Source organism: Gordonia sp. KTR9, from assembly GCF_000143885.2.
Lineage (GTDB): Bacteria > Actinomycetota > Actinomycetes > Mycobacteriales > Mycobacteriaceae > Gordonia.
In genome coordinates, this window is the sequence record NC_018581.1 from 5161538 (window position 1) to 5184507 (window position 22970).

Genomic DNA, 22970 nt, shown 5'->3' on the forward strand with positions numbered 1-22970 from the left:
CCCGAGAGGTACGCGAAAACGCTAGAGCGCCTTGAGTTCCTCGATGACGCTGTCGACGCTCTTCTTGGCGTCGCCGAAGAGCATGCTGGTTCCGTCGGCGAAGAACAGCGGGTTCTCGATGCCGGCGTAACCGGAACTCATCGACCGCTTCAGCACGATGGTGGACCGCGCCTCGTCGACGTTGAGGATCGGCATGCCGTGGATCGGCGAACTCGGATCGTTGCGCGCCGCGGGGTTGGTGACGTCGTTGGCGCCGATGACGATGGCTACGTCGGTCCGGCTGAACTCACCGTTGATGTCGTCCATCTCTTTCATCGAGTCGTACTCGACGTCGGCTTCGGCGAGCAGCACGTTCATGTGACCGGGCATGCGGCCGGCGACCGGATGGATCGCGTACTTGACCTCGACGCCCTTGGCCTCGAGCAGCTTTGCCATCTCCTTGACCGCGTGCTGGGCCTGCGCCACGGCGAGACCGTAACCGGGAACGACGATGACCTGGTTGGCGTAGGCCATCTGGATCGCGGCGTCGGCGGCCGAGGTCGCCTTGACGGTGCCGCCCTCGGCGCCGGGGCCGCCTGCGGCAGCGGCATCGCCGCCACCGAAGGAGCCGAACACGATGGCCGGGATCGACCGGTTCATGGCCTTGGCCATGAGGTTGGTCAGGATCGATCCCGAGGCGCCGACGATCATGCCGGCCACGATCAACGCCGTGTTGTCCAGCGCGATACCCGCGGCCGCAGCCGACAGACCCGTCATCGCGTTCAGCAACGAGATCACCACCGGCATGTCCGCGCCGCCGATGGGGAACACCACGAACAGTCCCATCACGCCCGCGGCGACCAGTAGACCCACCATCCACCAGATGCTCGCGCCCCCACCGTTCGAGGCGTCGACTCCGAGGTAGATCGCCACACCGAGTGCGACGATGAGCAGCACGATGTTGGCGGCCTGGAACAGCTTGGCGTTGGAGACGAACGTCTTCTCCAGCCCCTTGGGCATGATCTCCTGCAGCTTGGCGAAGGCCACCAACGATCCCCAGAACGAGATCGAGCCGATGATCGCCGCGATCAGCGAACCGATCACCAGCGGCGACGCCGGTTCGATGTTGTGGAACGTCGAGAACCCGGAGGTCTCGATGAACTCTGCCCACGCGATGAGCGCGACGGTGCCACCGCCGACGCCGTTGAACAGTGCGACCAGCTGCGGCATCGCCGTCATCTTGGTCTTCAGTGCCGGCGGGATACCCAGTGCGACACCGAGGATCAGACCCACCGCGATCAGCACCCAGTTGATCGTCGGCACGCCCTCGGTCGAGTGTCCGTCGGAACCGACCGCGCCCTCATTCCAGACGTAGAGCAGCGTCGCGGCGACGGCCAGACCCATACCCACCGCGGCGATCCAGTTGCCGCGCACCGCGGTCTTGGGCCCGGTCAGGCCCATCAGACCGTAGATGAACAGGGAGAACGACACGATGTAGAGCGCGGTCACCAGATAGGCGATGCCTTCGCTCGGGGTGTGCGCGCCTGCCGCGAGCACCAATTGCGAGCCGTTCACTTGGCCGCCTCCTTCTTACCCTTGAACATGCCCAGCATCCGGTCGGTGACCGCGAAGCCACCGATCACGTTGAGCGTGCCGAAAACCAGCGCGACGAAGGCGATGATGCGCACACCCCACCCGGCGTCGGCGGGCAACTTGCCCAGGACGACCAGCGCGCCGAGCACGACGATGCCGTGAATGGCGTTGGTGCCCGACATGAGCGGTGTGTGCAGGGTGTTGGGGACCTTGGAGATGACGGCGAAGCCGACGAACCCGGCGAGCACCAGGATCGCGAGATTCGCGAGAAGTCCGGCATACATCAGGCAGACACCTCCTGTGCCTCGCGTGTGACACACGCGGCCGCAACGACCTCGTCGTCGAAATCCGGTGTGATGGAGCCGTTGTCGTCGAGCATCAGCTCGATCAACGCCAGCAGGTTCTTCGAGTACAGCTCACTGGCGTGCTCGGGCATGGTCGCCGGCAGGTTCAGCGGTGCCGCGATCGTCACGTCGTGCTTCACGACGGTCTGCCCCGGTTCGGTCAACTCGCAGTTGCCGCCGGTCTCGCCCGCGAGGTCGACGACCACGCTGCCCGGCTTCATGCCCTCGACCGCGGCCGCGGTCACCAGGCGCGGGGCCGGACGGCCCGGCACCAGCGCGGTGGTGATCACCACGTCGAACCCCTTGATGGCGTCTTCGAGCGCTTGCTGCTGCTGTGCGCGCTCATCCTCGGTGAGCTCACGGGCGTACCCGCCCTCACCGGCCGCGTCGATTCCCAGGTCGAGCCACTGGGCGCCGACCGAACGGACCTGCTCGGCGACCTCGGGACGCACGTCGTACCCGGTGGTCCGCGCACCCAGGCGCTTGGCCGTCGCCAATGCCTGCAGACCCGCCACGCCGACGCCGAGTACCAGCACCGTCGCCGGCTTCACCGTTCCGGCGGCGGTTGTCAGCATCGGGAAGAACCGCGTCGACACATCCGCCGCCACCACGACCGACTTGTAGCCCGCGACGTTGGCCTGCGAGCTCAGCGCATCCATCACCTGCGCCCGGGAGATACGCGGGATGGCTTCCACCGCATACGCCTCCACACCGGCCGCGCGTAGCGTGCCGATCTGATTGTCGGCGTTACGCGGCGCGAGGAAACCGATCAGCTTCTGCCCACTGCGCAGTTTCGCGATCTCGGAATCCGACGGCGGCGACACCCGCAGAACCACATCGGCCCCGTACGGATCGCCGATCGTCGCTCCGGCTTCGGTGTACGCCTCGTCGGGAATCAGGGCGCCGAGACCGGCCCCCGACTCCACCACGACGGGCACACCCTTGCCCACCAGCGCGGCAACGACCTTCGGGACCAGCGCCACCCGGCGCTCCCCCTCGGCCGTCTCGCGCACGACACCCACTGTCATCTGTCTCACCTGTCTGATCCGGCGCCGCTCACCGCGGCGCCGCTGGTTGGCGCCTGTGCTCGGCGCGTCTTGTCAACGAGGTGACCTGCTCCCAGATCGTGCAGCTCCGCCATGTGTGTCGGCGAAACGGACGACCTGGCGCAGGTCACGAGTGCACGGGTGGGACTAGGGATGACTGTCACCCGGCTCACATAAATGTGCGTTGAACATAACATGCGTTCTCAGCGGGAACTCAGGTGAGTCAGATACCTCACTCAACCCTTGACGCTGCGGTTTCGCTCATTTCTGGACACATGTCTGAACAGGTGTCGTCCGCCCGCCTTCCTTCGGAACACCCCGCGGCCGCCAGCTCGGAGGAGCACCCACCCGTCGAACCCCTCCGGTCCGGCGCTCGAGAGCTCTTCCCTCCGCTGTCATTCCAGGTCGCGAAAGGCGATGTCGAGCAACTCCAGCCTCGAACGATCATCCGGATCGTCGGCCCACGCGATCATGGCCAGCTGGAAAGCGGCAAGGCTGGCTTCGACCAGCACGTGAGCTCGAAGATCGGCGTCCGTGCCCCGAAGCCGTTCCGCGACAATCGGCGTGAGCAGTTCCGCCCACGCCAGGTGCTTCTCGACATTGCGGGCGCGCAGCGTCGACGTGCTCGACAACAGGCGCATCGCGACCCGGTAGCGGGGTGCTGACGATCCCTGTTCGACCAATTCCGAGTACGCGGCGTGCAAGGACTTCAGAACCGGCTCGTCGCCGTTCCGCGCGAGGAGCGCATCCCGCACGAACTCGCCGTTGGCCTCGAGCATGCCGATCACCAGGTCCTCCTTGGCCGGGAAGTAGCGATGCACACTGCGCGCCGACACGCCGGCGACTTCGGCGATCTGCTCGATCGTCACGGCCTCGAAACCCTGTTCGGCGAACAGATCGATCGCCACATCGGACAGGCGCTGCCGCACGGCATCCCTGGCTACTGCGCGAAGTCCTCCGGAAGCGTCGCCCACACTCATCACCCCACCCTAACGGCCTGACAGAGACTGCGGACCGTGTCGCTGTCCGACTTGATTGTCAGATTCTGACACATATGACGTAGTGTGACTTTCAGCGACGAAAGGACAGGTCATGCGGACACGCGAACTCGGACGCCAGGGACTCACCACGTCAGTGCTCGGCTATGGCGCGATGCGCATCGCACTGGGGACCGACACCAGCACGGACGACGCGTCGATCGCGGCGATCCGCCGCGCCGTCGACGACGGTGTCACGCTCTTCGACACCGCGGAACTGTATGGCTGGGGCAGGGGCGAGCGGCTGCTGGGCAGAGCGCTCGCGCCCGTTCGCGACGACGTCACGATCGCGACGAAGTTCGGTTTCGAGCCGCCCCTGAAGCCGAACTCTCGACCCGACCACATACGCGATGTCGTCGACAACAGCCTCCGCCACCTCGGAGTCGATCACATCGACGTGCTCTATCAGCACATCGACGACCCGGCGGTGCCGATCGAGGAAGTCGTCGGGGTGATGACGGAGTACGTGGACGCCGGCAAGGTCAAATACCTGGGCTTGTCCAACACGAACGCGGAGAACATCCGCCGGGCCCATTCCATGCACCCGATCAGCGTCGTGCAGACCGAGTACTCGATCTTCTCCCGTGAGTCCGAGGCGGTTCTGGACTTGCTCGAGGAACTGGGCATCGGCCTCGTCGCCTATGCCCCGCTCGCACGAGGATTCTTGACCGGAGCCGTGCAGCCCCGAGATGCCCTGGCGGCCGACGACTTCCGCCGTCGCTCACCGTGGTGGCGACCGGGCAACTTCGAGGCGAATCTCGACATCGTCAGGCGGCTGGCCGACCTCGCCCAGGACAAAGGTGTGACTCTTTCACAGCTGGCGTTGGCGTGGCTCGTCGCCCGGAAGCCGTACATCGTCCCCATCCCCGGATCCGGCGACGCCGAGCGGGTTGCACAGAACAACGCCTCCGCCGACCTCGAGCTCAGCGTCGACGATCTCGCCCGTATCGACCGGATCGCCCCGCACGGCGGCATCGCTGACTGACGGTCAATTCAGCTGTCGCAGTACAAGTTCTGCGCCACCAGTTCACGAAGTAACCAATAGAAAGAGGAAGACATGTCCGGTTCACGACTCAGCGGCAAACGTACACTCATCACCGGTGGAACCACCGGCATCGGGCTCGCCACGGCGAAGCTGTTTCTGTCCGAGGGCGCCCGCGTGGTGATCACCGGCGTCAACCCGACGTCGTTGGCGCAGGCGCAGGAGGAGCTGGGATCCGAGGTCCTCGTCGTGGCCGCCGATTCAGCGTCGGTGGAGGCACAGCGCCGACTCGCAGCCACGATCGCCGATCACTACGGCCGGCTCGACGTCGCGTTCCTGAACGCAGGGGTGTCGGTGTGGCAGCCCATGGAGAACTGGGACGAGGAGAGCTACGACCGAGTCTTCGACATCAACGTGAAGGGTCCCTACTTCCTCACCCAAGCGCTGATGCCCGTCTTCGCCGACCCGGCGTCGGTGGTCCTCAACACCTCGGTCAACGCCCATGTGGGGTCCGCGAACTCGAGTGTGTACGGTGCGTCCAAAGCGGCACTGCTCAACCTGTCCAAGACGCTCACTAGCGAGTTCCTCAGCCGCGGAGTGCGTTTCAACGCCGTCAGTCCCGGTCCGGTCGAGACCCCGCTGTACGACAAGATGGGCTTACCCGTCGAGCATCGCGATCAGATGGCCACCAACATCACCGCCGGCATCCCGGCCGGGCGATTCGGGACCGCGGACGAGGTCGCGCGCGCCGTCCTCTACCTGGCGTCGGATGAATCGGCATGGACGGTGGGCTCTGAGATCGTGGTGGACGGCGGTCGGATGCTGAACGGGGAGCGTGCCTGAGGGTCCTCCTCGAATCGCAGGACCCTCGAGGTCAGACGATGGTGTACGTGCGGTCGTCCAGCCCGCTTGCACCGTCGGGCGCCGGCGCCTGGTAGCGCTCGATCTGCGGTTTCCCCTGCTGATCGATCGCCCGGCATTCAAGGGTGTGGTTGCCCTTCGTCGCCTGCCAGACGAACTTCCATTGCCGCCAGGTGTCGATGCTGTATTCCGTGGTCAGCTCGGCGGGCTGCCATGGCCCCTGGTCGACGCGCACCTCGACGCGCTCGACACCGGTGTGCTGGGCCCATGCGGTGCCGGCGACGACTACCTCGCCTGCCGGGTGCTCGGTTCCGTCGGCTGGACGGTCGAAGCGCGAGGCCATCTTGATCGGTCCGAGCGCCGACCACCCCCGTGTGGTCCAGTAGGCGTTGGCCTCGGAGAAGCGCGTGATCTCCCAATCGACGACCCACTTCGTCGCCGAGACATATCCGTACAGCCCAGGCACCACCTGCCGGACCGGATATCCGTGCTCGAGGGGAAGCGGCGAGTCGTTCATCCCCACGGCGAGAAGGGCGTCACGTCCGTCGGTGACCGCCGAAATCGGTGTGCCGCAAGTCCAACCGTCGACGCTGGTGGACAGCAGCATGTCGGCGCCGGGCCGCACACCCGCGAGGTCGAGGACCTCGCGCATCGGCACCCCCAGCCACTTGGCGTTGCCGACGAGATCGCCGCCGACCTCGTTCGACACGCAGGCGAGGGTCACGATCCGCTCGGTCATCGGCATGGCGAGCAGGTCATCCCAGGACAGTGTCACCTCGCGGTCCACGTCTCCGTGAATCCGCAGTCGCCACTCACCGGTGGTCAGCGTGGGGACCTGTAGCGCCGTGTCGATTCGATAGAAATCGGCGTTGTCGGTCATGAAAGGTGTTGCGCCCGAGACCTTGAGCTGCGCACCTGCCGGGATGGGCGGCGCCTTCTCGGCCGCGCGCGGCAACAGAACCCGGGCGCGGTCGGCGACGACGCCCGCCGTGTCGGCGAGCACCCGTCGGGCCACGACACCGACCACGACCGCGGCAGCCGCCACGCCGCCCGCGGTGAGCACGAAGCGGCGCGTGAATGCCGACCGTGCAGCCGGTTTCGGCGTGTCATCCGCGGAGTCGGTGTCGGTCTCGGCGGCCGGCGGCTCGTCGGAACCCATTTGCGCGATCAGGACCCGCAGCACGACGACCCCGACCACCCCGGCGACGATCGACGGCAGCGCGTGGGTCCAGGTCGCATCCGGCCGGTTCATCGCGGCGAGCACCCCGACCAGCCCGAAGCCCGCGATCACCAGGGAGCCGAGCGGGGGTCGTCGCCGTTCGAGGTATCCGCACGCCGCCGCGAGCACCGCGATGAGGATGCCCATGCCGATGAACAGCGCCAGCTTGTCGGCGACCCCGAACGTCTCGATCGCCCACTTGCGGACCGCCTCGGGCGAATGGTCGACGACCGTGGATCCCACGGCGAAGTAGGGGGACGCGTCCGGCGACACGGGAACGGCGGCCAGTTCGCCCGCGGCCAGCGCCGCACCGACGGCGACCACACCCGCCAGCGCGGGAGCCGGCGAGGTTGCATGACGCGTCGTGATCGAGGGCATATTTCTTGATAGCGGAGGAACCTGTGAATACGCCGTGTGCGATCGGTTCCGAGACCGGGCGGTGACCATCCGGGCATACCGCCGCACCAATCGTTACCAGAGACTAGAACAGGTTCTAGTTTGTCGGCTAATCTGATCCGCATGGCTACCAGCACCGAGATCCCGGAGACCGTCGCACTCGATTCGGTGAGCGAGTTCTCCGACGAGGTCGACGTCGTCGTGATCGGATTCGGCATCGCCGGCGGATGTGCGGCCGCCGAGGCCGCCGCCAACGGCGCGCGCGTACTGCTGCTCGAACGCGCCGCGGCACCCGGCGGCACCACGTCGCTGTCCGGCGGATTCTTCTACCTCGGCGGGGGCACCGCCGTCCAGAAGGCCACCGGCCAGGACGACTCCGTCGAGGAGATGGAGAAGTACCTCACCGCGGTGTCGCTGGATCCCGAGGCAGACAAGATCCATGCCTACTGCGCCGACAGTGTCGACCACTTCAACTGGCTCGAAGGCCTGGGCTTCACCTTCGAGCGCAGCTTCTACCCCGAGAAGGCCGTCATCCAGCCCGGCACCGAAGGACTGATGTTCACCGGCAACGAGAAGGTCTGGCCGTTCAAGGACCAGGCCGTTCCCGCACCCCGCGGACACAAGGTGCCGGTGCCCGGCGAGACCGGCGGCGCGAAGCTGGTGATCGACCTGCTCGTCTCCCGGCTCGACGAGCTGGGTGCGGAGGTCCGGTATGAGACCGGCGCCCGGCAACTGGTCGTCGACGATAACGGAGCGGTTGTCGGCGTGACGTGGAAGACCCCCGATGCGGAGGGCGTCATCCGCGCCGACTCGGTGATCATCGCCGCCGGCGGCTTCGTCATGAACCCCGACATGGTCGCCGAACACACCCCGCATCTCGCCGAGAAACCGTTCGTGCTCGGCAACACCTACGACGACGGTCTCGGCCTGCGCATGGGCCGATCCGTCGGCGCCGCACTGAAATACATGGACAAGGCATTCATCACCGCCCCCATCTACCCGCCCGCGAGCATGGTCATGGGTGTCATCGTGAACAAGTTCGGTGACCGGTTCGTCACCGAGGACTCCTACCACGCGAGAACATCGGGATTCGTTCTCGAGCAGCCGGATTCCGTCGCCTACCTCATCGTCAACGAGTCGCACATGAACGAGAAGCAGAACTACCTCGTCCCGCTGATCGACGGCTGGGAGACCATCGAGGAGATGGAACGGGACCTCGGCATCCCCGAAGGCAGGTTGCAGGCGACCATGGCCCGCTACAACGAGAACGCCGCGAAGAAAGAGGACCCCGACTTCCACAAGGCCGCCGAGTTCCTCGAGCCGCAGGACACCGGGCCGTGGGCGGCCTACGACCTGTCACTCGGCAAGGCCATGTATGCGGGATTCACGATGGGCGGAATGGCGACCTCGATCGACGGCGAGGTGCTCGACGAATCGGGGACCGTGATCACCGGCCTGTACGCGGCCGGTGCCAGCGCCACCAACATCGCACAGGACTGCAAAGGATACTGCAGCGGAACGCAATTGGGCGAGGGGTCCTACTTCGGACGCCGTGCCGGGCGGCACGCCGCCGCACGGGTCACCGCCAGCGCGTGAGGGTCGGCGACCCCGGTCGAAAACCGCCCCTCCAGCTCACCGCAGACTGCGGAGCGTCGTCGGCGCTGCCGGCGAGGGCGGTTTTCGGTCACCGCCCCGGCGTGAACCCGCGAAGTCGCAGGCTGTTGCCGACGACGAAGACCGACGAGAGGGCCATCGCCGCGCCGGCGATCATCGGGTTCAGCATGCCCGCGGCGGCGAGTGGAATGGCCGCGACGTTGTATCCGAAGGCCCAGAACAGGTTTCCCTTGATGGTGCCGAGGGTGCGACGCGCGAGCCGGATCGCGTCGGCGACCGCGCGCAGGTCGCCACTCACGACGGTCAGATCGCTGGCAGCCATCGCGACGTCGGTGCCCGTCCCCATCGCGAGCCCCAGATCGGCCTGGGCGAGTGCGGCGGCGTCGTTGATCCCGTCGCCGACCATCGCCACCACATGACCCTGCTCCTGTAGTTCGGCGATCACCTCGAGCTTGCGGCGTGGACTGACGCCTGCGGTGACGTCGTCGATGCCGACGCTCGACGCCACCGCCCGGGCGGCACCCTCGTTGTCGCCGGTGAGCAGCTTCGGCGTCAGTCCCAGCCGCCGGAACTCGGCGACGGCCGCGGCGGACGACGGTTTGACCCGGTCGGCCACCGCGAGCACGGCAACGGGAACCGGTTGCGCAGCTGCGGTTTCGGATGCACCGTCGGAGGCCAGCACCACGACCGCGGTCGCGCCGTCGGATTCGGCGGTGGCGACCGCGTCGTCGAGTGTGTGTGGCAGGGGGACATCGACCTTGCTCGGTGACACGACCTCGACCAGCCGGTCGCCGACCATCCCGGCCACACCGGCGCCCTGCGTCGAAACGAAATCGCGTACGTGCGAGTCGATGTGGTCGCGCCCGGCGTCGACGACGGCCGCCGCGATCGGATGTTCCGACCCCGATTCCACCGACGCCGCCCATCCCAGGACCTGCTCGGTCTCGTAGCCGTCGACGACGGTGATCCCGGACACCGACATCTCTCCTGTCGTCACCGTGCCCGTCTTGTCCAGCACGATGGTGTCCACCCTCCGCGTCGACTCGAGCACCTCCGGACCCTTCAGCAGGATGCCCAGTTGCGCACCCCGTCCGGTACCGACCATCAGCGCGGTCGGCGTGGCGAGCCCGAGCGCGCACGGGCACGCGATGATGAGGACTGCGACGGCGGCGGTGAACGCGAAGGTGACATCGCCACCGGCGAAGTCGGTCGTGGACGCCACCCCGAGCCAGAAGCCAAGCGTGGCAAGCGCGATCGCGATCACGATCGGGACGAACACCGAGGAGATCCGATCGGCCAACCGCTGGACGTCGGCCTTGCCCTCCTGCGCCGCCGTCACCATACGGGCCATCTGGGCGAGCGCGGTGTCCGAACCCACGGCGGTCGCGCGGACGACGAGCAGACCGCTGGTGTTGACGGTCGCGCCGACCACCGAGTCACCGGCGGTGACCTCGACCGGCACCGATTCTCCGGAGACCATCGACGCGTCGACGGCCGACGCACCGTCGACGACGACGCCGTCGGTGGCGATCTTCTCACCGGGTCGTACGACGAACTCGTCGCCGACTGCCAACTGCGCGATGGGGATTCGGTTCTCGTCGCCGCCGGGCCGCCGAACGACCACGTCCTTGGCCCCGAGATCCATCAGCGCGGCGAGCGCGTCACCGGCGCGCCGTTTGGCGCGCTTCTCGAAGTAGCGTCCGGCCAGCAGGAAGGTCGTGACGCCGGCCGCGGCCTCGAGGTAGATGTGCGACGACCCGTCGGTCCGCTGTGGCAGGAGATCGAAGCCGTGGGTGAGTCCGGGAGTGCCCGCGGTCCCGAGGAACAGCGCGTACAGCGACCATCCGAACGCCGCGAGGGTACCGACCGACACGAGGGTGTCCATCGTCGTCGCGCCGTGGCGGAGGTTGATCCACGCCGCCCGGTGGAACGGGTAGGCACCCCACACGACGACCGGCGCGGCGAGGGTCAGGGACAGCCACTGCCAGTAGGTGAACTGCAACGCCGGGACCATCGCGAGCGCGATCACCGGCACCGACAGGATCGCCGACACGATCAGGCGTTGCCGAAGGCCGTCCAGCTCGGGATCGCCGGACCCCGCCGGGACGTGTTCCGTGGCGTCTGCCGGCGGGTCGGGCAGGATCGGCGAGGCATCGTAACCGGCGGCCCGGACCACCTCGACGAGGTCCCCGGCCGCCAGGCCGGCGGGCACTTCGACGTGGGCGCGCTCGGTCGCGTAGTTCACCGATGCGGTCACGCCGTCGAGCTTGTTGAGCTTGCGCTCGATGCGGTTGGCGCAGGACGCGCAGGTCATCCCGGAGATGTCCAGGTCGACCAGTTGCCCGGTGCTCGCGGTCATGGGTGATCACCTCCGTGCGTGTCGGATGACGGGTCGTCGGTGACCACGACGCCATGCGAGGGCGCATCGTGCGGCGCGGGCTCGACGTCGGGTCCCCAGGCGCGCCCGACGCCGAAGGCGATCGCGAAGACCGCGATCAGCGCGACGACATACGTCAGGGGCCCGGTGACAGCGGATCTCATCGTCAGACCAGCGCGTAACCGGCCTCGGTGACGGCTGCCGCGACCTCGTCTCGTCCGAGTTCACGGTCGGCCGCGACCCGCACCGAGCCGTCGTCGACGGTGACCTCGACGCTCGTCACGCCGGGCAGCGCCTCGATCTCCTCGCGGACCGACGCGGCGCAATGGCCGCAGGTCATGCCGGTGACGGTGTAGGTGCTGGTGGTGCTCATGTCGGTACTCCTCGAATCGTCGTGTTACGGGGATGGATCAGGCGGGAACGATCAGGACTTGACCAGGCGCGTGATCGCGGCCATGGCCTCGTCGACCTTCGCCTTGCCGGCTTCGTCGCTCTCCTGCGCGGCATGCACCACGCAATGCGCCATGTGCTCTTCGAGCAGACCGAGGCTGACCGCCTGCAACGCCTTCGTCATCGCCGACACCTGGGTCAGGATGTCGATGCAGTAGGTGTCCTCCTCGACCATGCGCTGCAGTCCGCGCGCCTGGCCCTCGATGCGCTTCAGTCGGCGGAGGTAGTCGTCCTTCCGGCCGATGTAGCCGTGCTGATGCTCGTCCATGATTCTCCCGTCCGAATACCCCTCAAGGGTATGCCCGACCAGGTATACCACCAGCGAGCCGATAACGGTACCCCCCTACCGTATCGAAGAGTCCGGGCACGTCACCGCCTGCGCGCGGGCGTCGGCCCCTGCGGAGGAGGTCGCCTGCTCACGGACAAGCGCGCCGGCCCACAACCCGGGCCGAGGGCCCCGGGGTGGGGGTCAGGCCGTGCCCTCCCCTACGACCGCAGCGCGGCAGCCAGCTTGGCCAGGGCGGTGGCCACCTCGTCGAGCGCGGCTCCGATGGCGGCGACCCGGGCGGCGTCGAAACCCGGAGCGCCTGGGTCCGGCCCCGGGACGGCCGGAAGGTTCCCCGGCGCAATCCCCGTCGGCCCCGAACCCGGGCGGACGGCGGTGGGGCCGCTGATACCCGGACCGCCGACGACCGGGCCACTGGCACCCGGGCTGCCGACACCCGGGCCGTCGAGTGGATCGGCGGGGTCCGTCGACGGCGAGTAGGCGACGTCGTAGCCATCGGTGCGATGGCGTCGGCCGTGGTAATCGTCGGCGGTCAGTGGCTCCACGTTGGTCGAGCGCCGTCCGCCGCGATACGACGTGTGCGGCTCGGGATCGGCAGGCGCCGGGGGCTGGGCGGAGAGCGACGCGGCCGGGTGCGAGTCGGGCAGGCGGTGCGAGCCCATCCGCGGGGGTGACTGCCGATGCGGATCGACGGCGCGATCAGGCGTGCCGGACTGCGGATTGGGTGCGCCCGCACCGGTCATCACCGATGGGGCGTGCCCGTTGCTGCGCGCGTAGAAGTGCGGACCGCCATGTCCGGCGAAGAACACACATCCCGCGCCTTCGGGCGACGGGACCGGGCAGGGGTTGCGTTCGATGAGCGACTGGGCGCGATCGTCGAAGTCGTTCCACTCGAGCCAGAGACGCCGATCGTGCCGCGGGTGCGTACTCGCGTCGGTGGCGTGGTTGCCCCGGTGGCCGATCGCCAGCCGGCACTGGAGCAACCAATCGGAGTCACCCGACAGTCCCAGCGCCGCGCGTTCGGCCGGCCGGCACACCACCGTCGACCAACAGCCCTCGCCGTTCATACGGACTCCCCTTCATGCCTTGCATCGCCGCAGATCTTCGCGCGACCACACCCCTGTGATGCGCATTGTGGTCTTCTCGTGCCCGTAGGGCGTCGTGCCGCCCCGATCGCAAGCCCCCCGGCATGCACATCTGCAGCGGCCGCCCCCGGTGGCCACTGTTGGTGAAGATCCCGCGGGTCAGTCTACGAAGCGGGCCGGTCCGGTGCCACCCTCTCGGCCCCGCGCGTTTGAAGTGACGAACGCGAGGATCCTCTCGTTCACCTCGTCGGGCCGGTCGAGGTGCAGGAAATGACCCGCCCCGGCGACGACCGCGGCCGCGCTGGCGGCGGGTAAGACGTCGCGGACGTGGTCGGTGAGGCGCGACTGCATGCACCCGTCTTCGGCTCCGTGCAGATACAGCGTGGGACAACGCGGTTCGCCCAACCAGTCTTCTCGCAGCGCGGCGTAGCGAGGATGCGTCCGCGGGCGGCGCAGCGCGCGGTAGTACCCGAGGGCCGCCGTCCGGTGCGCGCGCGTGGGCAACGCCGCCAGGGCGTGGTCGACGTCGAGTCGGTGGTCGGGTCGCGTGGCCGCCGTGCCCGTGTTCAGTCGCCAGCGGCGCCACAGCAGCGGGATCAGCCGGTCGAGCGCCCGTTCGGGCAGCCACGGCAACTGGTTGAACGCGATGTACCAGCTCATCAGCGCCTGCCGCGCGAGGATCCTGGCACCGTCGATCCCGCCGGCGACCGAGCGTCGTACCGCCGGGACCGGTGGCACCGACATCGAGACCACCCGTGCGTACGGATTGTCGTCGCGGTGGGCCACCGCGTTCGCCGTCATCGCGCCCCAGTCGTGCCCGATCAGCACCGCGTCGTCGCCCGCGCCGATGGCGCCGTGGATCGCTCGCGCGTCGTAGGCGAGTGCTGCAACGTGAAAGTCGTTGTCCGCCGGTATTTCCGACGGTGCGTAGCCGCGTGTGAAGGGAGCGATCACGCGATGCCCGGCGGCGGCTAGTTCGGGTCCGAGGTGCCGCCACGTCCACGCCGAGTCGGGGAATCCGTGCAGACACACGACGACGGGCCCCGCCAGGGGACCCCACGCCAGCGCGTGCAGGGTGATGTGTTCGAGCTCGAGGGTGATCCGTTCCGGCGTCGCGGCGACCGGGTCACCGTGATCGGGGGTGCCCTCGTCCCCCGAGCCGTCTGCTGAGATCTGGGTCATCGGGGCCAATCTAACGCCGACGGCCCACCGGGCGCACCGAGTTGACCGGTCGCGTCAGCCGGGTACGCCCGCGTGGCGCGCTTCCCGCAGTTCGCCGTCGACGATCCGGAACACGCGCGACTCCGCCACGTCGGCGGTCAACGGGAAATCCGTGCGGACATGCGCGCCCCGCGACTCGGTGCGTGCGGCTGCTGCGGCGACGACTGCCGTCGCGGTGAGCGTGAGCGCCGCGTCTTCGACGTCACGCACCGTCTCCGCCACCCGCCGGGGTGCGGCGGCGAGCGTGTCGGCCGCCGCGGCGAGCCCCGAAGCCGACCGTCGCAGGGCCACTCGGCGCGTCATCGTGTCCTGCAGCTGATCGCGGTCCAGGATCGGGACGGGTGACTCATACCGCCGACCACCGCTCTCCGGAACCGGGAGGCCGCGCCGCGCGGTCGCCACCGCTGCCGCGCGACGGCCCATCACCAGACCTTCGAGGAGACTGTTCGACGCCAGTCGGTTGGCACCGTGCAACCCGGTGCGCGCGACCTCGCCCGCCGCTAGCAACCCGTCCACCGCGGTGCGCGACGACTCGTCGGTGACGACGCCGCCGCACAGATAGTGGGCTCCCGGCACGACCGGGATGCGTCCGGACGCGGGGTCGAGCCCGGCGGCCCGGACCCCCGCGGCCACCGTCGGAAAGCGGGTCTCGAAGCCGACGACGCCGCTCACGTCGAGGTAGACGCACGGGTGTCCGGTGAGCTCGATCGCGGTCTGCACGGCGTCGGCCACCACATCGCGGGGCGCGAGATCACCCATCGGGTGGACGCCCGCGGTGACCGACCGGCCGTCGACGTCGACGAGTCGGCCGCCCTCCCCGCGCACGGCCTCGCTGATGAGCGTCCGTCGTCCCCGCGCGCCCTGGGTGTACAGCATCGTCGGGTGGAACTGGATGAACTCGAGATCTGCCACCTCCGCCCCGGCTCGCAACGCGAGCGCGATGCCGTCGCCGGTCGACCCGGCCGGATTGGTGGTCGCGGCGTAGAGGTGCCCGGTTCCGCCGGTGGCGAGCAGCACGGTCGGCGCCAGGACGGACTCGGTACGTCCGGCCCGCAGGCAGTCGACGCCGACGGCTCGACCGTCCTCGAGGCGGACCGAGGTCGCGATCGTGTCGTCGAGGAATCGGATCGGCGGCACGTCCCCGCCGGCGCGTCGGACGGCCTCGTGGAGCGCCCGCTGGATGGCCGCCCCGGTCGCGTCACCGCCGGCGTGGATGATGCGCCGCCGGGTGTGACCACCCTCGCGGGTCCGCAGCAGCGAACCGTCGGCGTCGCGGTCGAATTCGGCGCCCCAGCCGATGAGGGCCGACACCGAGGCCCAGCCATCGGCGAGGATGAGACCCGAGGCCGTCGGCTCGGTGAGTCCGCCGCCGGCGGCGACCGTGTCGGCCAGGTGGCGGTCCACCGAGTCGTCGCCGCGCCGCCCCCCCGGCTCCGTTCCCGGTATCACCACCGCGACACCGCCCTGGGCGTAGAACGTCGAGGTGGGCTGATCCCCGCTCTCGGCGTCCCAGTGCGGGCCCTTGTTGAGGACGACGACCCGGAGTCCGTCCTGGGCGGCCCACAGCGCCGCGGTCAGGCCGGCGATGCCGGCACCCACCACCACCAGGTCGGCGCGGACCGTCTGATCCGTCCCGGCTCCCATGCGTATGGACCCGCTCATGTCACTCGCCTCTCGCCGCGGCATCCGAAGTCCCGCCACACCCGGTGGCCGGCATCCGGGAGAACAGCCCCGAACTGTTTTCGATTCCCAGTCGAAAACCCTACCCTGCAGCTGCGCGGGACGACATGCTCGACGGCGGCCGCCGTGGTGATGTTTCACCACGTCCACTTGGGGCAACCCCGAGCAGCATGAAAACCCTCTGGTTCGACCCCGCGGGCGAGGCAGCCCCCGACGCCCTGCCCGATGTCCGTCCGGAGACGATGCCCATCGACGTCGTCGACACCTTCGACCAGGTCGTCGTCGGCGGCGGGATCACCGGCCTGACCACCGGCCTGCTCCTGGCCCGCGCCGGTCAGTCGGTTGCGGTCCTCGAGGCGCGCCACATGGGCGCCGCCGCGACCGGCCACACCACCGGCAAACTCTCACTGCTGCAGGGCACCCGACTGTCGTCGATAGCGAGCCGCCACGGGCACGCGGCCGTCCAGGACTATGTCGACGCCAATCGGGAGGGACAGGCCTGGTTGCGGCACTACCTCGAACATCGCGGGCTGCCCGTCGACGAGCGGGCCGCCCTCACCTTCGCGGCCACCTCGTCCGGCGCGAAGTCGGTCGAGAAGGAGTTCGAGGCCTGCCGCGCCCACGACCTCCCGGTCGAACACGTCGACTGTCCCGAGTTGCCCTTCGACGTCCGCACCGCGATCCGCCTCGACGGACAGGCGCAGATCGACCCGATGGTCGTGCTGCGTGCCCTCGCCGACGACCTGCGCGCGCACGGCGGCCACTTCTACGAGGGCGTCCGCGTGCAGGGCCTGCGCCACGGCTCACCGAACGTCCTCTCGACCGACGCGGGCGACGTGCGCGCCGACTCGGTGGTCATCGCGACCGGACAGCCCTTCCTCGACCGCGGCGGATTCTTCGCCCGGGTCCATCCCCAGCGGTCCTACGCGGCCGCGTTCATCGTCGACGGGGACATCCCGCGCGAGATGTACCTCGGCTCCGACAACCCGTCGGTCTCGCTGCGGACGGTCAGGCGACCCGGTTACGACCGTGAACTGCTGATGGTCGGCGGATTCGGGCACGAGGTGGGCCGGACGAAGTCCGAGCGACAGCATGTCCTGGACATGCTCAGCTGGACCGAGAAGCACTTCCCCGGTGCCCGGATGGTGGCCCGCTGGTCGGCCCAGGACTACACGACCATCGACGAATTGCCCTATGTGGGACCGATTCTCCCCGGCGTCGAGTCCGTGCAGGTGGCGACCGGCTTCGCCAAGTGGGGTCTCACCAACGGCGTCGCGGCGGCGCTGGCGATGACCGGTCGCATCCTGGGGTCCGAGCCCCCGTGGTCGGCGACCCTACGTCCTTGGCGCACCACCGAGATCAGTCGCCCGGGGTCACTGGCCTCGGCGGTGTCGGCGAATGCCCAGGTCGCCGGATACATGGCGGCGGGCTATCTCTCGCTGCTGAAGCCGACCGACGGTGCACCTAAAGAGGGCAACGGCAATGTCGGACGCTCCGGCGTCAAGCCCGAGGGCGTGTGCACGGTGCAGGGTCAGACGCGGTCCGTCGCGCCGCTGTGCACGCACCTCTACGGGGTGCTGCGGTGGAACGACGCCGAGCAGTCCTGGGATTGCCCGTTGCACGGCTCGCGGTTCAGCCACACCGGCGAGGTCCTCGAAGGGCCGGCGACACGAAACCTGGCTTCGCACAACGACTGAAGCTCGCACATACCGGTCACAGCGACCGGGACAACCCCGGATCGGGGTGGCGGAGGGTCCCCGCGAACGTGGCCTGCCCCAGGATCCGCCGGAACACAGGGCGGGTCAGCGTCGCCACCGGGCGCTGCACCGCGCCGGCGAACAGCCGCACGCCGACATCGAGTGCGCGCGCATCGAGTCCGACGGGGATGCGGTCCCGCCCCGCCAGCACTCCGTCGAGGATGGCCGCGGCCGCCGCGGCGGGTCTGGTCCCGGGCAGGCGATGATCGAATCCGCGGGTCACGAAGTCCCGCACCCCGGGTGTCACATAGCGGGCACGGGCGGCGATCTCGGTGTGCACGACGCCGGGGTGCACGACGTGTACCCGGACACCGGAACCCGCGGCGCGCAGCTGGTGCTGAATGGTTTCGGAATACCCGCGCGTGGCGAACTTCGACGCCGAATACGCGGACTGCGCAGGCGAACCGAGGAAACCGAACGCGCTCGAGGTGTTCACGATGGAACCGCTCCCGGCCGCCTCCAGATGCGGAAGGAAGGCCACCGTGCCGTTCACCACCCCGCCCAGGTTCACGGACATGATCCGCCGCGCGTAGTCGTCGTCCTCCTCGAGGACCCCGGCCACCATCGTGATCCCGGCGTTGTTGAACACCATTGCCGGCGGCCCGGATTCGTCGACGACGGCGCCTGCATAGGCGGTCATCGCGTCCGTGTCGGACACATCTGTCTCGTCGACGTGAACGCGGGCCCCCGCGTCGCACAGCCGTACCGTCTCCCGGACCGCCGCGACGTCGACGTCGACCAGATACAGCTCGACACCCGCGCCAGCGAATCGTCGCGCCAGCGCCCGGCCCATGCCTGCCCCGGCGCCGGTTATCACCACCGGCCGTCCGGCACATCGTCGACGTAGCCGACGGTCGGAGACCCGCGGGTGCCACAGGCGTTCGAGAGGAAATGACAGGCCCGGCCGTCGCGACCGGGATTCAGACGAGTTCGTCACCCGAGCGGACTACCCCCTTGCCGGGCCACTACACATCGCCCATGATCACCTGACGCGGCCACGGCGTCGCACGCACGCGTTTACCGTGTGGGGCCGCGGGTACCCCGCGCACCGGACGGACGTGGCCACGGCGGAGAGGAGTCGATCGGTGAGAGTGTCGGACGCAGTCGTCATCGGAGCCGGTCACAACGGCCTCATCGCCGCGATACGCCTCGCCGATGCCGGGTGGGATGTGACGCTCCTCGAATCGCAGCCCGAGGTCGGTGGCGCGGTCCGCAGCGCAGAACTCACCCCCGGGTATGTGACCGACCTGTTCAGCGCCTTCTATCCGCTCGCGGTGGCGTCACCGGTGTTCGCCGACCTCGACCTCGCCGGCCACGGCCTGCAGTGGAGCCGCGCACCTCTGGCTTTCGGCCATCCCGCCGGTCCCGACGACGTCGACGCGCCCGTCGTGTTCCCCGATGCCGCCGACACCGCGGCGCACCTGGCCGGCTTCGACGAGCGTGACCGGCGCGCCTGGCTCGACCTGGTCGAGCAGTGGCAGCAGCTGCGCCCGGCGATCCTCAACACCCTGTTCGGCCCGTTTCCACCCGTCCGCGCGCTGCTGTCGGTGTTGCGTTCGCTCGGCACGGCCGACGCCCTGCGCCTCGCCCGATTCCTGATCCTGCCCGCCGATCAGATGGTGCGGGAGCTCTTTCACAGCGAGAAGGCCGGTCTGCTGATCCTCGGCAACGCCTTGCACGCCGACATCCCCCTGCACGCGCCCGGCAGCGGCCTCATGGGGTATCTGCTGACCATGCTCGGCCAGGACACCGGGTATCCGGTACCCGTCGGCGGTGCGGGGGAACTGTCGGCGGCGCTGCGGCGCCGCGCCGAGAGCGCCGGGGTGACCGTCGTGTGCGACACGCGGGTAACCCGCATCGACGTCCAGGGCGGACGCGCCACCGGGGTCGTGGACAGCACGGGTCGGCGGTGGCCGGCGAGACGGGCCGTTCTCGCCGACGTCTCGGCCCCCGCGTTGTACACCGAACTGCTCTCCGCCGACGACGTGCCGGCGCGCGTCCTCGAAGATCTCCGAACCTTCACCTGGGACACCCCCGTGGTCAAGGTGAACTATGCGTTCGGCGAGAAGATCCCATGGCGCAGTGCGAATCTCGGCGGGGCAGGCACGGTACATCTCGGCGCGGACGCACGCAACATCGCCTACTCGACCGCCGACATCGAAACCGGCCGCGTCCCCGAACACCCGTTCCTGCTCTTCGGCCAGATGACCACCGCCGACCCCGGGCGGTCTCCCGCCGGCACGGAGAGCGCCTGGTCCTACAGCCATCTCCCGCGCGGGGTGACCGACGACGAAGCGGCCCAGCTGCTGGCTCGGCGCATGGACGCGGTACTCGAGGCGCACGCACCCGGCGTCTCCGACCTCATCGTGGGACGGCACGTCCAGACACCCCGCGACCTCCAGACCTCCGACGCCAACCTCGTCGACGGCACGGTCAACGGCGGCACCGCACAGCTGTTCCAGCAGTTGATCTTCCGCCCTACGCCCAACCTCGGTGGTGCGTCGACGCCGGTGGACCGGCTCTACCTCGCCGGATCGGGCGCCCACCCGGGTGGCGGTGTACACGGCGCGTGTGGCAACAACGCCGCGCGCGCTGCCCTCGCATCGGACGGCGTCCGTGGTCTACCCCGGAGAGTGTTCGACCGCAACGTCATCCGGCGTCTGATGACAACCGACAACAAGCACTGAACGGAGACCCGAGCATGAACCGAGTCGAACGTCACACGAGCGCAACACCGGCGCAGGTCTGGTCGGTGCTGTCCAACGGCTGGCTCTACGCCTCCTGGGTCGTCGGGGCCTCCCGCATCCGCGACGTCGATCAGTCGTGGCCGCAGGCAGGATCCAAGATCCATCATTCGGCGGGCGTGTGGCCCGCCCTGCTCGACGACGAGACGGAATCCGTGGAGTCGAAGGCCGGCCTCCTCGAATTGTCGGCTGCCGGCTGGCCCTTCGGCCGCGCGCGCATCCGCATGACCGTCGAAAAGGACGGAAACGGTTCCCTGATCGGCATGGAGGAGTTCGTCGAGACCGCGCCGCTGAAGTGGATTCCGCCGGTCGTCCAGGAGGCGGTCATGTCCCCGCGTCTGAACGAATGCCTGAGACGACTGGCGATGCTCGCCGAGAACCACGCCGGCTGACGCCTGGTTGCAATCGGGTCGGTTCGGGTACGCGATCCGACATGACCACAGCACTCGCGATCACCTGCACCCTCAAACCGTCGCCCGCTGAATCGAGCAGCGACCTCATGGCCCGGCACATCCTCGACGCACTCGCCGAACACGGCGTGTCCGGCGACATCATCCGGGCGGTGGACCACGACATCCGGCCCGGAGTCGAACGGGACATGGGTGACGGAGACGAGTGGCCTGCCATCTTCGAGCGGGTGGCCGCGGCCGACATCCTGGTGATCACGACCCCGACGTGGCTGGGCCACATGTCGAGCGCGGCCCAGCGTGTCCTCGAGCGACTCGACGCCGAGATCTCCGAGACCGACGACGCCGGCCGCCCGACCATGCTCGGGAAGGTCGCCCTGTGCGGTGTCGTCGGCAACGAGGACGGTGCGCACAAGATCATCGCCGACGTCTTCGGGGCACTCGACGACATCGGGTTCACGATCCCCGGGCAGGGCAACACCTACTGGAACGACGAGGCGATGGGCGGCCGCGACTACAAGGATCTCGACGCGGTGCCCGACCCCGTCGCCTCGGCCACCAGCGCCGCCGCCCGTAACGCGGTACATCTCGCGCGATTGCTGTCGCAGAACAGCTTTCCGCCGTACGAATAGTCTCTGCGACAGTGGGTTCCACTCCCGCGGTCCTGTCTACGTCACGCTGATGGGATCCGATGAGCGGGACGTAAACGTGGCCGCGCGATGAAAACTGCACCACGGCAGGAGGTCGGCTTTCACCGATCAGTGCATCTCGCTCTCGGAACGATCAGCGGCGGCTTCTGATGCCCGTCGACGCAGGCGCTCTCGGTATCCGTAGGTGGCGCGCAGGACGTCGTCGTAGCTGTCGGCACTCGACCCGAGGGCTCCGGCGAAGATCCCCATCGAGGTCGCGAGCCACGACAGGTACACGTAATTGCGTAGTCCCACCGCATGTCCGAGCTGTGAGGCGAGAAAGCTCTCGTCGATGACGATGAGCGCGGCGGCCAGGGTGGCCGCGAACAGTCCGGCGTAGAGCACCACCGCGCTGAACACGACCGTACAGACGGTGGCCATGTTGTAGAGGCGGGCGCGCGGTCTCGCGGTGACCGTCGCGCGTTCCCACAACCTGTTGTTGGTGATGAGCCATACCGAGGCCAGTACCAGTGACAGCAGCGTGATCGCGGCCAGACGCCAGGCGCTCAGCGCGTTCGCCATGGACCAGATCGTGGAGAAGAAGATGCCGAACGACGCCGCCGCCGCAGCTGCGGCCGTCATACCGGTCAGGGTCGGGATCAACCGCCACGGTCGATTCCCCCGGACCATTCCGGCCATCAGCTTGAGCCGGCGCGAATAGCCTTCGGCGCACACGTATTCGGTGTCGCCGTCGGATGTGACGAGGATGCCGCGTTGCTGCTCGAACCCGCGTATCGAATCCTCACCGGTCATCGTCCCGGCGATGGTCGCGATCAGAGTGCGCAGTGCCCGCCGGGGCACCGGGCCGAGCGCGGGGAGCGACACGACGGCGGCGTGGCGCTCGCGGTCGAGTTCGGCCAGCACCACCAGATTCCGGGGACTGCGGTCGTTTTCGTCACTGTCCCGCGGCTTGTACAGCCGCGGCATCTCGGTGACGAACACGATCACCTCGTCGGCCGCATCGTCAGTGCCCCAGACCGTCTCGAGGTCACCACGCGGAGTCATCTGCAGCGTGGTGTCCCTTGTGACGGTATGGCCGCGGTACTCCAGCGACAGGTCCTCGGCAATCCGCGCGAAACGGTCCTCGCCACCCTCGATCAGGGTGGCGGGGAGTCCGTGTTCGGCGACGATGCGCAAGGCGCCGGCGCGTCGGTCGTCAATTTCCTGGCTGTTCATGAGCCGTGCCGTCTTGTCGCCCAAGCG

The 22970-nt window shown here is 68.6% G+C and carries 21 protein-coding genes; 7 read left to right on the forward strand and 14 right to left on the reverse strand.

Going from position 1 to position 22970, the window contains the following annotated elements; genetic code table 11:
* Nucleotides 1-21: 21 nt before the first annotated feature.
* The 4 genes from KTR9_RS23840 to KTR9_RS23855 all read right to left on the reverse strand — a co-directional run bounded on the left by KTR9_RS23840 (nucleotide 22) and on the right by KTR9_RS23855 (nucleotide 3942).
* Nucleotides 22-1554, reverse strand: coding sequence for an NAD(P)(+) transhydrogenase (Re/Si-specific) subunit beta (locus tag KTR9_RS23840; protein ID WP_010843157.1), 1533 nt, complete (start codon nucleotides 1552-1554; stop codon nucleotides 22-24).
* A complete protein-coding gene (locus KTR9_RS23845; protein WP_004020381.1) occupies nucleotides 1551-1856 on the reverse strand; it encodes an NAD(P) transhydrogenase subunit alpha in 306 nt (101 codons plus the stop codon). Before KTR9_RS23845 ends, KTR9_RS23840 begins: the two co-directional genes overlap by 4 nt.
* Nucleotides 1856-2944, reverse strand: coding sequence for a Re/Si-specific NAD(P)(+) transhydrogenase subunit alpha (locus KTR9_RS23850; protein WP_014928521.1), 1089 nt, complete (start codon nucleotides 2942-2944; stop codon nucleotides 1856-1858). Before KTR9_RS23850 ends, KTR9_RS23845 begins: the two co-directional genes overlap by 1 nt.
* A 413-nt stretch (nucleotides 2945-3357) precedes the next feature.
* On the reverse strand, nucleotides 3358-3942 hold the full coding sequence (locus tag KTR9_RS23855; protein ID WP_014928522.1) for a TetR/AcrR family transcriptional regulator: 585 nt from the start codon (nucleotides 3940-3942) through the stop codon (nucleotides 3358-3360).
* 112 nt (nucleotides 3943-4054) lie between these two features.
* On the opposite strand from KTR9_RS23855, the gene KTR9_RS23860 reads away from it, so the two are divergent.
* Together KTR9_RS23860 and KTR9_RS23865 are read left to right on the forward strand one after the other, a co-directional pair.
* Nucleotides 4055-4984: an aldo/keto reductase gene (locus tag KTR9_RS23860; RefSeq protein WP_014928523.1), complete on the forward strand. Its 930-nt coding sequence runs from the start codon at nucleotides 4055-4057 to the stop codon at nucleotides 4982-4984.
* Nucleotides 4985-5056: 72 nt separating this feature from the next.
* The gene (locus KTR9_RS23865; RefSeq protein WP_014928524.1) at nucleotides 5057-5824 is read left to right on the forward strand and encodes an SDR family oxidoreductase; all 768 of its coding nucleotides are present in this window, start codon (nucleotides 5057-5059) and stop codon (nucleotides 5822-5824) included.
* A gap of 31 nt (nucleotides 5825-5855) precedes the next feature.
* Here the strand turns inward: KTR9_RS23865 and KTR9_RS23870 are convergent, their stop codons facing one another.
* The gene (locus KTR9_RS23870) at nucleotides 5856-7439 is read right to left on the reverse strand and encodes a molybdopterin-dependent oxidoreductase (protein ID WP_014928525.1); all 1584 of its coding nucleotides are present in this window, start codon (nucleotides 7437-7439) and stop codon (nucleotides 5856-5858) included.
* A gap of 141 nt (nucleotides 7440-7580) precedes the next feature.
* On the opposite strand from KTR9_RS23870, the gene KTR9_RS23875 reads away from it, so the two are divergent.
* Entirely contained in the window at nucleotides 7581-9053 is a 1473-nt protein-coding gene (locus KTR9_RS23875) for an FAD-binding protein (RefSeq protein ID WP_044507388.1), read from the forward strand.
* Nucleotides 9054-9141: 88 nt separating this feature from the next.
* Here the strand turns inward: KTR9_RS23875 and KTR9_RS23880 are convergent, their stop codons facing one another.
* From KTR9_RS23880 to nadB, 7 genes are all read right to left on the reverse strand, one after another.
* On the reverse strand, nucleotides 9142-11430 hold the full coding sequence (locus tag KTR9_RS23880; protein WP_014928527.1) for a heavy metal translocating P-type ATPase: 2289 nt from the start codon (nucleotides 11428-11430) through the stop codon (nucleotides 9142-9144).
* The gene (locus tag KTR9_RS23885; RefSeq protein ID WP_014928528.1) at nucleotides 11427-11612 is read right to left on the reverse strand and encodes a hypothetical protein; all 186 of its coding nucleotides are present in this window, start codon (nucleotides 11610-11612) and stop codon (nucleotides 11427-11429) included. Before KTR9_RS23885 ends, KTR9_RS23880 begins: the two co-directional genes overlap by 4 nt.
* Before the next feature lie 2 nt (nucleotides 11613-11614).
* Nucleotides 11615-11821, reverse strand: coding sequence for a heavy-metal-associated domain-containing protein (locus KTR9_RS23890; protein ID WP_010843166.1), 207 nt, complete (start codon nucleotides 11819-11821; stop codon nucleotides 11615-11617).
* Nucleotides 11822-11872: 51 nt separating this feature from the next.
* Entirely contained in the window at nucleotides 11873-12166 is a 294-nt protein-coding gene (locus KTR9_RS23895; RefSeq protein WP_004020389.1) for a metal-sensitive transcriptional regulator, read from the reverse strand.
* Nucleotides 12167-12384: 218 nt separating this feature from the next.
* Nucleotides 12385-13251, reverse strand: coding sequence for a hypothetical protein (locus KTR9_RS23900; RefSeq protein WP_014928529.1), 867 nt, complete (start codon nucleotides 13249-13251; stop codon nucleotides 12385-12387).
* 177 nt (nucleotides 13252-13428) lie between these two features.
* The gene (locus KTR9_RS23905; protein WP_014928530.1) at nucleotides 13429-14451 is read right to left on the reverse strand and encodes an alpha/beta hydrolase; all 1023 of its coding nucleotides are present in this window, start codon (nucleotides 14449-14451) and stop codon (nucleotides 13429-13431) included.
* 54 nt (nucleotides 14452-14505) lie between these two features.
* Complete coding sequence (gene nadB, locus KTR9_RS23910; protein ID WP_014928531.1) at nucleotides 14506-16152, reverse strand: L-aspartate oxidase; 1647 nt, start codon at nucleotides 16150-16152, stop codon at nucleotides 14506-14508.
* Nucleotides 16153-16340: 188 nt separating this feature from the next.
* On the opposite strand from nadB, the gene KTR9_RS23915 reads away from it, so the two are divergent.
* Nucleotides 16341-17867, forward strand: a complete 1527-nt coding sequence (locus tag KTR9_RS23915) for an FAD-dependent oxidoreductase (protein ID WP_014928532.1) — start codon at nucleotides 16341-16343, stop codon at nucleotides 17865-17867.
* 16 nt (nucleotides 17868-17883) lie between these two features.
* On the opposite strand, the gene KTR9_RS23920 is transcribed toward KTR9_RS23915, so the two are convergent.
* The gene (locus tag KTR9_RS23920; protein ID WP_049942617.1) at nucleotides 17884-18747 is read right to left on the reverse strand and encodes an SDR family NAD(P)-dependent oxidoreductase; all 864 of its coding nucleotides are present in this window, start codon (nucleotides 18745-18747) and stop codon (nucleotides 17884-17886) included.
* 265 nt (nucleotides 18748-19012) lie between these two features.
* Between KTR9_RS23920 and KTR9_RS23925 the strand changes: the two genes are divergently transcribed.
* Genes KTR9_RS23925 through KTR9_RS23935 form a run of 3 tightly spaced genes read left to right on the forward strand, consistent with a single transcriptional unit; the run spans nucleotide 19013 to nucleotide 21710 of the window.
* On the forward strand, nucleotides 19013-20614 hold the full coding sequence (locus KTR9_RS23925) for a phytoene desaturase family protein (protein ID WP_014928534.1): 1602 nt from the start codon (nucleotides 19013-19015) through the stop codon (nucleotides 20612-20614).
* Between the two features lie 14 nt (nucleotides 20615-20628).
* Nucleotides 20629-21063, forward strand: a complete 435-nt coding sequence (locus KTR9_RS23930) for an SRPBCC family protein (RefSeq protein WP_010843173.1) — start codon at nucleotides 20629-20631, stop codon at nucleotides 21061-21063.
* 41 nt (nucleotides 21064-21104) lie between these two features.
* The gene (locus KTR9_RS23935) at nucleotides 21105-21710 is read left to right on the forward strand and encodes a flavodoxin family protein (protein ID WP_014928535.1); all 606 of its coding nucleotides are present in this window, start codon (nucleotides 21105-21107) and stop codon (nucleotides 21708-21710) included.
* Nucleotides 21711-21836: 126 nt separating this feature from the next.
* Here the strand turns inward: KTR9_RS23935 and KTR9_RS23940 are convergent, their stop codons facing one another.
* A complete protein-coding gene (locus KTR9_RS23940) occupies nucleotides 21837-22943 on the reverse strand; it encodes a hypothetical protein (RefSeq protein ID WP_044508255.1) in 1107 nt (368 codons plus the stop codon).
* Nucleotides 22944-22970: the final 27 nt, after the last annotated feature.